Annotated in this window: 13 protein-coding genes; 6 read left to right on the forward strand and 7 right to left on the reverse strand. The window is 68.0% G+C overall.

Annotation, left to right across the window (positions count from 1 at the left end):
• Positions 1-6: 6 nt before the first annotated feature.
• The 3 genes from ABB25_RS00090 to ABB25_RS00100 all read right to left on the reverse strand — a co-directional run bounded on the left by ABB25_RS00090 (position 7) and on the right by ABB25_RS00100 (position 3,898).
• Complete coding sequence (locus tag ABB25_RS00090) at positions 7-717, reverse strand: pseudouridine synthase (protein ID WP_057661901.1); 711 nt, start codon at positions 715-717, stop codon at positions 7-9.
• Positions 718-719: 2 nt separating this feature from the next.
• On the reverse strand, positions 720-1,763 hold the full coding sequence (locus tag ABB25_RS00095) for a class I SAM-dependent methyltransferase (protein ID WP_057661903.1): 1,044 nt from the start codon (positions 1,761-1,763) through the stop codon (positions 720-722).
• A gap of 143 nt (positions 1,764-1,906) precedes the next feature.
• On the reverse strand, positions 1,907-3,898 hold the full coding sequence (locus ABB25_RS00100; protein ID WP_083488016.1) for a hybrid sensor histidine kinase/response regulator: 1,992 nt from the start codon (positions 3,896-3,898) through the stop codon (positions 1,907-1,909).
• A gap of 141 nt (positions 3,899-4,039) precedes the next feature.
• Here ABB25_RS00100 and ABB25_RS00105 point away from each other — a divergent pair, with 141 nt between their 5' ends.
• Positions 4,040-4,609, forward strand: coding sequence for a DUF3016 domain-containing protein (locus ABB25_RS00105; protein WP_057661909.1), 570 nt, complete (start codon positions 4,040-4,042; stop codon positions 4,607-4,609).
• Positions 4,610-4,628: 19 nt separating this feature from the next.
• On the opposite strand, the gene alr is transcribed toward ABB25_RS00105, so the two are convergent.
• Together alr and ABB25_RS00115 are read right to left on the reverse strand one after the other, a co-directional pair.
• The gene (alr, locus tag ABB25_RS00110; protein WP_057661912.1) at positions 4,629-5,699 is read right to left on the reverse strand and encodes an alanine racemase; all 1,071 of its coding nucleotides are present in this window, start codon (positions 5,697-5,699) and stop codon (positions 4,629-4,631) included.
• Positions 5,700-5,702: 3 nt separating this feature from the next.
• Positions 5,703-6,980, reverse strand: coding sequence for a D-amino acid dehydrogenase (locus tag ABB25_RS00115; RefSeq protein ID WP_057661914.1), 1,278 nt, complete (start codon positions 6,978-6,980; stop codon positions 5,703-5,705).
• A gap of 146 nt (positions 6,981-7,126) precedes the next feature.
• Here ABB25_RS00115 and ABB25_RS00120 point away from each other — a divergent pair, with 146 nt between their 5' ends.
• The 4 genes from ABB25_RS00120 to ABB25_RS00135 all read left to right on the forward strand — a co-directional run bounded on the left by ABB25_RS00120 (position 7,127) and on the right by ABB25_RS00135 (position 9,068).
• Positions 7,127-7,612, forward strand: a complete 486-nt coding sequence (locus ABB25_RS00120; protein ID WP_057661917.1) for a winged helix-turn-helix transcriptional regulator — start codon at positions 7,127-7,129, stop codon at positions 7,610-7,612.
• A 92-nt stretch (positions 7,613-7,704) separates the two neighbouring features.
• Positions 7,705-8,160 (forward strand): peptide-methionine (R)-S-oxide reductase MsrB, encoded by a 456-nt coding sequence (msrB, locus tag ABB25_RS00125; RefSeq protein WP_057661920.1) that lies wholly within the window; start codon positions 7,705-7,707, stop codon positions 8,158-8,160.
• Positions 8,161-8,241: 81 nt separating this feature from the next.
• Complete coding sequence (locus ABB25_RS00130; RefSeq protein WP_057661923.1) at positions 8,242-8,745, forward strand: hypothetical protein; 504 nt, start codon at positions 8,242-8,244, stop codon at positions 8,743-8,745.
• A 14-nt stretch (positions 8,746-8,759) separates the two neighbouring features.
• Positions 8,760-9,068, forward strand: coding sequence for a DUF4031 domain-containing protein (locus tag ABB25_RS00135; protein ID WP_057661926.1), 309 nt, complete (start codon positions 8,760-8,762; stop codon positions 9,066-9,068).
• 6 nt (positions 9,069-9,074) lie between these two features.
• Here the strand turns inward: ABB25_RS00135 and ABB25_RS00140 are convergent, their stop codons facing one another.
• Positions 9,075-9,614: a DUF6630 family protein gene (locus ABB25_RS00140; RefSeq protein WP_057661929.1), complete on the reverse strand. Its 540-nt coding sequence runs from the start codon at positions 9,612-9,614 to the stop codon at positions 9,075-9,077.
• A 154-nt stretch (positions 9,615-9,768) separates the two neighbouring features.
• Here ABB25_RS00140 and ABB25_RS00145 point away from each other — a divergent pair, with 154 nt between their 5' ends.
• On the forward strand, positions 9,769-10,026 hold the full coding sequence (locus ABB25_RS00145) for a DUF3297 family protein (RefSeq protein WP_057661931.1): 258 nt from the start codon (positions 9,769-9,771) through the stop codon (positions 10,024-10,026).
• 61 nt (positions 10,027-10,087) lie between these two features.
• Here ABB25_RS00145 and ABB25_RS00150 read toward each other — a convergent pair whose 3' ends face one another.
• Positions 10,088-11,731: a Na+/H+ antiporter gene (locus ABB25_RS00150; RefSeq protein ID WP_057661933.1), complete on the reverse strand. Its 1,644-nt coding sequence runs from the start codon at positions 11,729-11,731 to the stop codon at positions 10,088-10,090.
• Positions 11,732-11,933 lie beyond the last annotated feature (202 nt).

The following is an 11,933-nucleotide window of genomic DNA, read 5'->3' on the forward strand; positions in this document are numbered from 1 at the left end:
CGAACGTCAGCCGCGGCCGAACAGGCGGTCGATGTCGGCCGCGTCCAGGTAACGCCACTGGCCCGGTGCCAGGCCGTCCAGTTCCAGTCCACCGACGCGGGCACGGTGCAGGCTCTCGACGTGGTTGCCGACGGCGGCAAACATCCGCCGCACCTGGTGGTAGCGGCCCTCGTGCAGGGTCAGGCGGGCACTGCGCGGGCCGGTGACCTCCAGCTCGGCCGGCAGCAGCGGCTTGTGCTCGCCCTCCAGCAGCAGCGTGCCGCTGGCAAAGGTCGCTGCCTCGTCACCGCGCAGGTCCTGGGCCAGGGTGGCCTCGTAGACCTTGTCCAGCCCGCTCTTGGGCGAGGTGATCCGGTGCAGCAGCTGGCCGTCATCGGTCATCAGCAGCAGGCCGGAGGTGTCACGGTCCAGCCGGCCAACGGTGGAGACCACCGGGTCACGCAGGGCAAAGCGCTCGGGCAGCAGGTCATACACCAGCTGGCCGTGGTCCTTGGTCGAACAGGTCACCCCGGTCGGCTTGTTGAGCATCAGCACCAGGCCCGGGGGCGGATCCAGCGGCTGGCCGTCGAGGCGGATCACCGCGTGCGGCACCTTGTCATCGCCGTACAGCACTTCCCCATCGGCATCGGTGACGCGGCCCTCGCGCAGCATCCATTCCACATCGCGGCGGGTGCCGTAGCCGAGGTTGGCCAGGTAGCGCAGCAGCTTGACCTTCATCTTCAGCGCCCTGCCTTGATCGCACTGATCAGCTTGAAGCCGTCGCGCTCGGCCAGCACGTCGATCTGGCAGAAGCTGGCGCCGAGCACCTCCTCGTACGGCAGGTGGCGGTTGGCCACCAGCAGCAGCCGGCCGCCCTGGCGCAGGCCATCGGCAGCGGCCTTGATGAACGACTGCCCCAGTTCCGGGCGGCCGGTGCGGTTGGTGGTGTGGAACGGCGGGTTGCTGACGATGAAGTCGTACTTGCCGTCCAGCCCGGCACTGACATCGGCCCAGTGGAAGCCGGCACGCTCACCGAAACCGGCCAGGTTGGTACGCGCCAGCGCCAGCGCACGGCCTTCGGCCTCGTACAGGTCGATCCGGGTCACCTTCTCGCAGCGGCTCAGCACCTCGGCCGACAGGTAGCCCCAGCCGGCGCCCAGATCGGCACCGACCCCGGCCAGCTTGCCCGGCAGGTGCTCCACCAGCAGCGCACTGGCCGGATCGATGCGGTCCCAGGCAAACACGCCCGGGCGCGAGATAAACCGGCCACCGGCAATGGCACGTGGCGCATCGGCCGCGGCCCAGCGCGCGGCCAGGGCCGCATCGTGCTGGCCATGCAGCGGTGCGGTCCAGAACACCCGGCAGTGGTTCTTGGTCAGGCTGCCACCGAGGCCGGCCAGCGCCTTCAGGTCGGCCTCACCGGAACGTGCGCCCTCGTCATTGTGCTGGCAGGCCACGACCCGGCCTCCCGGCGCGCACAGGGCCACGGCGCGGGCGAAGGTGGCGCGCGCCTCTTCCTTCTGCCGCGGCGGCAGCACCAGCACCAGGTCGAAGGTACCGCCCAGTTCCGCGCCCTGCCCGTCCACCTGCCAGCCGCCACGGCGCAGCGCATGGACATGCGGCAGGTAGCTCTGCTCGGCCACGATGTCCTGCGCCGACACGCCATCGGGCAGCAGCAGCCCGGCACGCGCGCGCAGGCAGGCCACCTTGCCACCGGCCGGCCATGCCAGCTCACCACGGGTGAAGGGCAGGGTCAGGGTTTTCAGCGGGGCATCATCGGACATCGGCGGCAGGCACGGCAGGCAACAGGGGCCGGCATTCTACCCGGTATGCCGCCACCAGCCGTGTTCGAGGGCCGATGCGCCGAGGCCATTCAGGCTCACTGGCCGCGGCCAGCGCCGGTGCCTGCAGCCGCCATCCGGCCCGCTCAGGCCCGCAGCACGGTGCGGATCTCGGCCAGCAGCACCGCCAGGTTGCAGGGCTTGGTGACATGGGCCTGGAAGCCATTTTCCAGCGCCCGCTGGCGGTCATCGCTGCGTGCCAGCGCGGTCACCGCAATGATCGGCAACACGCTGGCCGGCAGGCCGAGGTCTTCGCGGATCGTGCGCACCATCGCATAGCCGTCCATGCCCGGCATGCCGATATCACTGAGCACCACGTCATAGCGGGCGTGGTCACTGCCACCGATCATGCGCAGTGCTTCGGCCGCACTGCTGGCGGTATGTACCTGCGCGCCATGGCGCTCCAGTGACTGGCGCAGCATCTCGATGATTTCCTTCTGGTCATCCACCAGCAGCAGGCGCAGGTTGGCCAGGGTGTCCGAATCGGTGCCCACCGCCTGTATCCGCGTGCGCTGGCTGCCAGGGCGCGCATGTACCGGCGGGCCACTGCGCGGCAGCACCGGCAGCAGCACGGTGAAGGTCGCCCCGCCGCCGATCCCGGGGCTGGAGGCGGTGACGGTACCGCCGTGCAGGTCGACCAGCTGCTGCACGATCGACAGGCCCAGGCCCAGCCCGCCATAGCGCCGGGTCGTGGTGCCGTCGGCCTGACGGAAGCGCGAGAAAATGTGTGGCAGGAACTCCTCGGCAATGCCCACCCCGCTGTCAGTGATGCGCAGGCGGTAGTTGTTGCCCAGTTTGTCCAGCACGATGTCGATCACCCCGCCCTCGTCGGTGAACTTGGCCGCGTTGGAGAGCAGGTTCCACAGGATCTGCTGCACCCGGGTCTGGTCGCCCAGCACCGGACAATCACCACTGGGCAGGGACAGGCGCACATCCAGCTGCCGTTCGGCAGCGGCAAGGTCCAGCGAGCGCACCGCATCGCCGACCTCGCGGGCCAGGTCCAGAACCTCCATGTCCAGCTTCAGCTTGCCCAGCAACATGCCGCTGAGGTCGAGCATGTCACCGATCAGGCGCTTCAACGCCAGGCCACTGGTGGCGATGACCCGGATGCCCTTGTAATTGGGGTCATCGACCGGGATCCGCTGCAGCAGCACCTCGCTCCAGCCCAGCACCGTGGTCAGCGGCGTACGCAATTCATGCGAGATGGTGGCCATGAATTCATCCTTCAGCCGCGCGGTGGATTCGGCCGCAGTACGTGCCACGCGCTCGGCACGCAGCAGCTGCTCGTTGGCCAGTTCCAGTTCGTGGCGGTCGGTGATGTCACGGCTGTTGCCGGCCATGCCGAGAAAGCGCCCGCTGCGCGAGTAGCGCGGAACCACACTGATTTCCAGCCAGCGCCAGGCACCGTCAGCGCGCCGCCCGCGCACCACGCTGGTCAGCTCGCTGCGCTCGGCCAGGGCCTGCTGCATCTTGTACTCAAAACCTTCCAGCTCTTCCGGATGCAGCAGCTGCGACCACATCAGGCCCAATTCGCTGACCGCCGGATGGCCGAAGAAGGTTTCGAACACGCTGTTGACGAACTGCACCTGGCCATCGGCCCCGATGACCCAGACCGGCAACGGCAGGCCATCCACCAGTGCACGGTAACGCTGCTTCTTCTCGTGGGTTTCCTGCTCACGCCGCTTGCGGCGGGTGATGTTGTGCAGCATCACCCCGAGCAGCGGGCTGCCCGGGCCCTCCAGCGCGGACACCTCGACGGCGAACCAGCGCGTGCGCCCACCCAGGCGTGATTCGAACAGGCCGGTTCCCCCCTGGCGGGCGATCCGGTTCAGCCGGTCATACCATTCCTGCTCCAACCACGGCGCCAGCTGGCGCAGCGAACTGCCGCGGCGTACCGGCAACCGGGTCAGGCGGGCAAGCCGCGGGGTTGCATGGACAAATTCGAAGGCATCATCGGACAGGCGGCGCAGGACACCGGCGCCGGCCCTGCCATGGGCCAGAATGCGCGCGCTCCAGCCACTGTCCGCCTCGTCGGCGGACATCGCTTCGGCTTGCTTGCTATCCAGTGACAACGGCATGCGCGCACTCTCCGAAGCAGATCCGCCCGGCTAGGATGAACGCAAGTTAAGCGATAAATCAACCAGAGCCCTGCCGGCAGGCTTGTCCTGGTGCGGCGGGCAGCGCGACACTGGCCGCAGGAATGATTGAGGAGACCACCGATGCGCGCCTTGCTGCCCGGTTTACTGGTTTGCCTGCTCTACCCGGCGCTGGGTCAGGCCGCGCCGGTACGCAATGTCACCGCTGCCGATGCGCCGCGTGCGCTGGAGGGCGACGGCCCGGTCCAGGTGCGCTGGGGCGACCCGGCAAAATTCACCGAGATTGCCTACAGCGGCAACCGCTGGGAGGCCGCGCGCGGCAACTGGGTCCAGGAGCTGGCCCAGCACCTGGCCGAGCAGGCCGGCCCGCGTCTCCAGCCCGGGCAACGGCTGCAGGTCACCTTCACCGATATTGACCTGGCCGGTGATTACGAACCGTGGCGCGGCCCGCGCATGAGTGACGTCCGCCTGCTGCGTGAACTGTATCCACCGAAGATCAGCCTGAGCTACCAGCTCACCGACGCCGATGGCCAGCTGCTGCACAGCGCCGAGCAGGTGCTCAGTGACCCGGGGTTCCTGCATTCGGGTGGCAGCCTGCGCTACCGCAATGACAGCCTGCGCTACGAAAAACGCCTGCTCGACCGCTGGCTGCAGCAGCTCCTGCCAGCCACGCCGGCGGCAGCGCGCCGCTGAGGGCGCTGCCGGCCCCGGCTCAACCCTGGTACTGCCGCGGCACCCGCTTCAGGCCGCATGGCAGGCGGTAGGCGCTGGTGGCGCACAGCGGCGCCAGCTCGGCCAGGCGGATGTCACTGCCCCACAGCTCGACCGCGCTGCCGACACCGGCCTGCGGGTGAGAGGTCAGGTCCACGGTGAGCATGTCCATCGACACCCGGCCGATCAGCTGGCCACGCACACCGTCAATCAGCACCGGGGTTCCATTGGGGGCGAACTGCGGGTAGCCATCGGCATAGCCCATCGCGACCACCCCGACCCGGGTCGGGGCCTGGGCAACAAACCGCGCGCCGTACCCCAGCGGCTCTCCGGCCGCCAGCTCGCGCACGGCGATGATCTTCGAACGCAGCGTCATCACTGGGCGCAGGCCGGCACTGGTCGCGGTGGCCTGGGCGAACGGATCGGCCCCGTAGAGCATCAGACCCGGGCGTGCCCAGTCGCTGCGTACCTGCGGCCAGCCCAGCAGCGCCGGCGAGTTGCACAGGCTGGTCTGCCCGGCCAGACCGGCGGTGGCGGCGGCAAACACCGCCAGCTGCTCGGCGGTGCGCGGGCTGTCCAGCTCATCGGCACGGGCGAAGTGGCTCATCATCACGATCTGCGCCACCTGCGGCAGTGCCGACAGCCGCGCATGTGCGGCGCGGAACTGCACCGGGTCCAGCCCGAGCCGGTGCATGCCCGAATCCAGCTTGAGCCAGACCGTCAGCGCGGCCTCGCCACGCCATTCACACAATGCCTGCACCTGCTCCGGGGTCGAGACCACCGGCCACAGGTCATGGGCGACCACCAGGGCCAGCTCGTCGGCCTCGAAGCAGCCTTCCAGCAGCACGATCGGGGCGGTGATCCCGGCCTGGCGCAGCTCCAGCGCCTCCTCGATGCAGGCCACGCCGAAGCCGTCGGCCTCGGCAGCCAGCGCCTGCGCACAGCGCACCGCGCCGTGGCCATAGGCATCGGCCTTGACGATGGCCAACGCCTTGCCGCCGCCAAGCTCCCGGGCCAGGCGGTAGTTGTGACGCAGCGCGTCCAGATCAATGACAGCGTGGGCCGGACGCATCGCTCAGCCCTCCCCACGGGCGTGGCTGCCCATGTAGCGGTGGACACTCAACCCTTCGGTGCTGATTTCCGGGGCACGCCCGCTGATGATGTCGGCCAGGTACTTGCCCGAGCCACAGGCCATGGTCCAGCCCAGGGTGCCGTGGCCGGTATTCAGGAACAGGTTGCGGTACGGGGTGGCGCCGACCACCGGCGTGCCATCCGGGGTGGCCGGACGCAGCCCGGTCCAGAAACTGGCCGCCGACAGGTCGCCACCGTGCGGGTAGAGATCACGCACTACCAGTTCCAGGGTGGCACGACGGCGCGGCGACAGTGACAGGTCAAACCCGGCCACTTCGGCCATGCCACCGACACGGATACGGTCGTTGAAACGGGTCACCGCAATCTTGTAGCTCTCGTCCAGGATGGTCGAGGCCGGCGCCATGTCCGGGTTGGTCACCGGCAGGGTCAGCGAATAGCCCTTCAGCGGATACACCGGCAGCGGCAGGCCCAGCGGCCGCACCAGCAGCGGGCTGTAGCTGCCCAGCGCGACCACATAATGATCGGCGCTCAGCCGTTGGCCGCCGACACGCACGCCGGTCACCTGGTGGTCGTCGTGCTCGATGGCCTGGATGTCCTGGTTGTAGCGGAACTCCACCCCGGCCGCGGCGGCCAGTTCGGCCAGGCGCTGGGTGAACAGCTGGCAGTCACCGGTCTGGTCCTCGGGCAGGCGCAGGGCACCGACCAGCTTGTCGGCCACGGCGGCCAGCGCCGGCTCGGCGGCGATGATACCGGCGCGGTCCAGCACCTGGTAGGGCACGCCGTACTGTTCCAGCACCGCGATGTCGGCGGCGGCCGCATCCAGCTGCTGCTGGGTACGGAACAGCTGGGTGGTGCCCTGGGTACGGCCTTCATAATCGATGCCGGTCTGCGCGCGCAGCGCGTTGATGCAGTCGCGGCTGTAATCGGACATCCGCACCATGCGCGCCTTGTTGATCGCATAGCGCTGCGCGGTGCAGTTGCGCAGCATCTGCAGCAGCCAGCGGTACTGGGCAACACTGCCGGTGGGGCGGATGGCCAGCGGCGCGTGCTCTTCAAAAAGCCATTTCATCGCCTTCAGCGGAATGCCCGGCGCTGCCCACGGCGAGGTGTAGCCAAAGGACAGCTGGCCGGCGTTGGCAAAACTGGTTTCCAGTGCCGGGCCGGGCTGGCGGTCGACCACGGTGACCTGGTAGCCGGCCTGCGCCAGGTACCACGCGGTGGTAGTGCCGATCACACCGGCACCGAGAACGAGAACACGCATCGGATGACTCCACCAGAACAAGACGATCCACTGCTTCAAAGCCAGCCAGACCAGTAGGCGCGCAGTATATGATCGCTTTCACAGGGTAAACCCCTGTATTTGGCTCGCTGTTCAGGCATTCTTTCCAAAAAAAGCTGGAGCTTCAGATGGCCACTGCGGCCCGCCGTCGCGAACTGGACAAGATCGACCGCAAGATCCTGCGCATCCTGCAGGCGGAGGGGCGGATTTCCTTCACCGAACTGGGCGAACGCGTCGGCCTGTCAACCACCCCGTGCACCGAGCGGGTGCGCCGGCTGGAGCGCGACGGGGTGATCACCGGCTACTACGCCCGGCTGGATCCGCAGCTGATGAAGCACTCGCTGCTGGTGTTTGTGGAGATCTCGCTGGCCTACAAGTCCGGCGACATCTTCGAGGAGTTCCGCCGCGCCGCGCTGCGTCTGCCCAATGTGCTGGAATGCCATCTGGTCTCCGGTGACTTTGATTACCTGATCAAGGCGCGGATCAACGAGATGGCCTCCTACCGCAAGCTGCTCGGCTCGACCCTGCTGACCCTGCCGCACGTGCGCGAATCCAAGAGCTACATCGTGATGGAGGAGGTCAAGGAAACCCTGGCCCTGCCGATTGCCGACTGAGCGACAAGCCAGCAGCGGCCCAGGCTGGCACACTGCAACCCTGCCCCTTCCTTCCCGGCCGGAACCCGGCCCCGCACCGCGGAGATCCTGCAATGGAGCTTGACCTGACCCCGCCCACCTCCGACCAGCGCCAGGTGCTGGAAGCCGGCCTGAGCGCCGAGGAGCGCCGGGTGCTGCTGGCCCACGGCACCGAGGCCCCGTTCTGCGGCATCTTCCTGGACAACAAGCGTTCCGGCACCTACTGCTGCAGGCTCTGCGGGCTGCCGTTGTATGACGCGGCCACCAAGTTTGATTCCGGTACCGGCTGGCCCTCGTTCTTTGCCGCAGTCAATCCGCGCCACGTCGGCCGGTTGCGCGATGACAGCCACGGCATGCTGCGCACCGAGCTCACCTGTGCCCGCTGCGGCTCGCACCTGGGCCATGTCTTCCCGGACGGCCCGCCGCCCAGCCATGAGCGCCACTGCCTGAATTCGGTCTGCCTGCAGTTTGTCGATGCCGGCCAGCCGTTACCCGACCCGCTGGCACGTGGCGACCGCCTGCCGGCCTGAACACAAGCCACTTGCGGCGCCACCGGCGGCGCTGGCAACTGCCGTTACAATGGCCGTTTTCACGAACATCAGGCACCTTTCATGTCCAAGAATTCCAAGGCCAAGCGCGATACCCGCAAGAAGCAGGCCGGCAAGCGCCCGTTCCTGCGCCTGAACCAGCGCGAGCAGGTGCAGAACCATGCCGTGCTGGTGGATGAGCAGAACCAGGTCGTGGCCGCGATCGGCCTGCAGAACCGCCAGTGGCTGCTGGCCATCGGTGGCCAGACCATGGGCAGCGCCGAAAACCCGGTGCCGATGCTGGCCATGCTGCAGCACCTGGCCAATGTGCAGAAGGCCGAAGGCCGCACCGTGACCCTGGAAACCTCGCCGGCGCTGCAGCAGATCGTCGCTTCGCTGGCCGAAGCCGATGGCGTGAGCGCGGAAGACTACATCGGCAAGCTGGTGGCCGAATTCGACCAGGCCAAGGAAGCAGCCGAAGCTGAAGAGGCCGAGGAGGGCGAAGCCAGCGAAGCGGACGAGGCGATCGCCGTGGCCGAGGAAGTGGACGAAACCGCTCCGGCCGCCGGCAAGGCCGACCAGGCCTGATCCGGCACTGCGCCATGGCGGTGTACGTCGATGATGCCGTGCACCGCTGGCGCGGCCTGCGCTGGGCCCACCTGATGGCCGACACGGTGGACGAACTGCATGCGATGGCCCGCCGCCTGGGCATCCCCGGGCAGGCGTTCCAGAACAAGGCCAGCGGGGTGCATTACGACATTCCCGCCGACCTGCGCCCGGTTGCGATCGGCCTGGGCGCCGTGCCGCTGTCGCGGCATACCGACAAGGCGCAGCTGCGGGCGGTGATCGCCACTGCCCGCGGCCAGTACCAGCCCGCCAGCAGCGACCCGGCCGCCGACAGCCCGCCCTAGGCGCGGTCAGAACGCATCGCTGCCCGGTCGCACTTCCACGTTCAGCAACGAGCACAGCGCCAGCATCGCCTCGTCGTCACGGCTCAGCGCCATCCAGCCGGCGTGGCCGTCACCGTCGGTGTTCCAGCTCCACAGGGTGTAGCCATGCTCACGCAGGCTGTCGTGAGCGATGGCCATCAGCGCATGCACGTCCAGATCGGCGGTGAAGTCCTCATCGTCGAAGTCGCCGCCCCACTCCACCCGCAGGTTCCAGCGCGCGGCCAGTTCATCGATGGCGGTGATCAGGGCATCGATGTCATTGCGGCCGACATGGAAACCGGCGCGCCAGTCGATCACCTCGCGCAGCAGCGGCTGCCAGTCGTCATTTTCCGGATCGACCTCGCCACCGAGCTGCTCGCGCAGGGTGTCGAACTGCTGCAGGGCACTGTCCTCGTCACCGGGGTTGATCAGCCACAGCAGGTTCCAGACCCGGGCCGCACCATCGTCCTCGTCAAAATCGGCGAGCAGGCCTTCGTCATTTTCGTAATCGGCACTGTTGTCGGGCATGGCGGGGTCCTTCAGATGGCGCGCAAACGGGTGTCGATTCTGCCCCTGCGCCAAGGCCAGCGGAAGGGCCTGCCACTGCGCCGGCCCACCAGCGTTTATCCTTGGCAGATTGGACAGCGGCGCAGTTGTCGCTGGTAGAACGAAAGACATCACCATGAGCCTGACTCCTCCTGACCGCCTGGCGGTCGATCCCCGCAGCCCGCACCACGACGCTGCAGCACTTGAACGCGGCGTCGGCGTGCGCTTCAACGGCAACGAACGCATGGACGTGGAGGAATACTCCGTCTCCGAAGGCTGGGTCCGGGTCCAGGCCGGCAAGGCGCGTGACCGCCGCGGCAACCCGATGACACTGAAACTGCGTGGCAGCGTCGAGCCGTACTGGCTGCAGCCGGCGGCCGATCCGGCCGGCTGAGTCCTGCCCGCCAGGTTTGCCAGCACCGGGCCGCGATCGCGGCCCGGTGTGTTGTGGCCGCTCAATCGCGCTGGCGCGATTCGAGCAGGTCCAGGTTGCGGATCAACTTGCGCGAAAGCTCATCGGAAATCCGCCCGCGCCGGGCCAGCCGGAACAACTCCTCACGCTCGGCATTGAGCCCGGCATTGCGCAGCTGGCGGTAATCACGCTCGATCCTGGCGACCTGCTCTGGATCGGCGTCCACGTTCTGCCCACGCGACAGGTTGCGCTGGTACAGCAGGCTGACCTGCGCGGCGGCATCATTGACCAATTGCACCGAGCCGGTGGCCTGCCCCTGGACCATCTCCTGGCGCCGCCGCTCCACCGCCGCCAGCGCTGCCTTGGAGGACATCCGCCGGGCCAGGTCCTCTTCATGCCGCTGGCTGTCATCGGCCGGCAATTCCAGCCCCTTGAGCACCACCGGCAGCAACAGGCTTGCGGCCAGCAGCGAGCACAGGATCACCGCCGCGGCGATGAAGATCACCAGGTCACGCGCCGGGAACGCACTGCCATCGGGCAACAGCAGCGGCAGGGTCAGCACACCGGCCAGGGTCACCGCGCCGCGCACGCCGGCCACCGAGGTGGCCAGCACGATCCGCCACGGCGTCACCGGCCGTTGCTGGCCACGCAGCCGGGCCTTGAGCAGGCTCCAGCGCATCGACAGCCAGACCCACAGCAGACGCAGCAGCACCAGGCTCAGGTTGATCACCGCCACATACACCAGCAGCCACCACGGGCTGTGCACGCTGTGGGCGTGCATGTAGTCCACCGCACGCTCGACGATGCCCGGCAGCTGCTCGCCCAGCAGCACGAAGATGATGCCGTTGAAGGCGAACTGGACCGTATCCCAGACCGCCGTGCGCTGCACCCGCATCGAACCACTGACCCGGCCGGTCAGCTCGACATAACTCATGGTGATGCCGGCGGCCACCGCGGCCAGGATGCCCGAGGCATGCACATGCTCGGCCAGCAGATAGGCGGCAAACGGGGTCAGCAGGTTCACCAGCAGCGCCGCGCCGGGTTCCTCGCCGAAACTGCGCCACAGCCAGCGCTGCGCGGTGGCAATGCCCCAGGTCACGCCGACCCCGATCGCCAGCCCGGCCAGCGCCACCCAGACAAAGGTCAACGCCGCATCGGCCAGCGAGAACACACCGGTCATCACCGCCGCCACCGCAAAACGGAAACAGACCAGGCCGGAGGCATCGTTGAGCAGCGATTCGCCTTCCAGGATGTGCATCAGGCGCTTGGGCACCGGCGCACGCTTGGCAATGGCCGAGACCGCGACCGGATCAGTCGGCGACAGGATCGCGGCCAGGGCGAAGGCCACGCCCATCGGCATCGACGGAATCAGCCAGTGGATCAGCAGGCCGGCACCGATCACCGTGAACAACACCAGCCCCAGGGCCAGCTCGATCACCGTGCCCTTGTCGCGGAACAGCCCCTGCTTGGGAATCCGCCAGCCATCCAGAAACAGCAGCGGCGGCAGGAACAGCAGGAAGAAAAGCTGCGGGTCCAGGGTATGCCCCCTGCCGAAAAACCCGGCAATGGCCGCGCCCAGGCCGATCTGCACCAGCGGCAGCGGCAAGCCGACCGGCAGGATGCGCACCAGGTAACCACTGGCCACCACGGCCAGCAGCATTGCAAGCACCACTTCAATGGAATGCATGGGTCAGTCAAGTCGCCGCAGCGCGGCGCAGGCGGCCAGAGTCAGCCGGAAAACGACGTCAACGCTACCACGAGCGCTGCCGCTGCCAAACGCCCGCAACGGTTTTTTTTGCTGCTGCACCCCGATCGCGCAGGCTCTGGCGGCAGCCGCTGCGTGGCAGTTCGGCGGCGCCTGGCATTGGCAACGAAACAGGCGATAATCG

It is taken from the genome of Stenotrophomonas koreensis (assembly GCF_001431525.1).
GTDB classification, from domain to species: domain Bacteria; phylum Pseudomonadota; class Gammaproteobacteria; order Xanthomonadales; family Xanthomonadaceae; genus Stenotrophomonas; species Stenotrophomonas koreensis.

Bases quoted from the DNA above. Each gene is read 5' to 3' on its own strand.
- ABB25_RS00090 (WP_057661901.1), bottom strand. From the start codon at position 717: ATGAAGGTCAAGCTGCTGCGCTACCTGGCCAACCTCGGCTACGGCACC.
- ABB25_RS00095 (WP_057661903.1), bottom strand. From the start codon at position 1,763: ATGTCCGATGATGCCCCGCTGAAAACCCTGACCCTGCCCTTCACCCGT.
- ABB25_RS00100 (WP_083488016.1), bottom strand. From the start codon at position 3,898: ATGCCGTTGTCACTGGATAGCAAGCAAGCCGAAGCGATGTCCGCCGAC.
- ABB25_RS00105 (WP_057661909.1), top strand. From the start codon at position 4,040: ATGCGCGCCTTGCTGCCCGGTTTACTGGTTTGCCTGCTCTACCCGGCG.
- alr (WP_057661912.1), bottom strand. From the start codon at position 5,699: ATGCGTCCGGCCCACGCTGTCATTGATCTGGACGCGCTGCGTCACAAC.
- ABB25_RS00115 (WP_057661914.1), bottom strand. From the start codon at position 6,980: ATGCGTGTTCTCGTTCTCGGTGCCGGTGTGATCGGCACTACCACCGCG.
- ABB25_RS00120 (WP_057661917.1), top strand. From the start codon at position 7,127: ATGGCCACTGCGGCCCGCCGTCGCGAACTGGACAAGATCGACCGCAAG.
- msrB (WP_057661920.1), top strand. From the start codon at position 7,705: ATGGAGCTTGACCTGACCCCGCCCACCTCCGACCAGCGCCAGGTGCTG.
- ABB25_RS00130 (WP_057661923.1), top strand. From the start codon at position 8,242: ATGTCCAAGAATTCCAAGGCCAAGCGCGATACCCGCAAGAAGCAGGCC.
- ABB25_RS00135 (WP_057661926.1), top strand. From the start codon at position 8,760: ATGGCGGTGTACGTCGATGATGCCGTGCACCGCTGGCGCGGCCTGCGC.
- ABB25_RS00140 (WP_057661929.1), bottom strand. From the start codon at position 9,614: ATGCCCGACAACAGTGCCGATTACGAAAATGACGAAGGCCTGCTCGCC.
- ABB25_RS00145 (WP_057661931.1), top strand. From the start codon at position 9,769: ATGAGCCTGACTCCTCCTGACCGCCTGGCGGTCGATCCCCGCAGCCCG.
- ABB25_RS00150 (WP_057661933.1), bottom strand. From the start codon at position 11,731: ATGCATTCCATTGAAGTGGTGCTTGCAATGCTGCTGGCCGTGGTGGCC.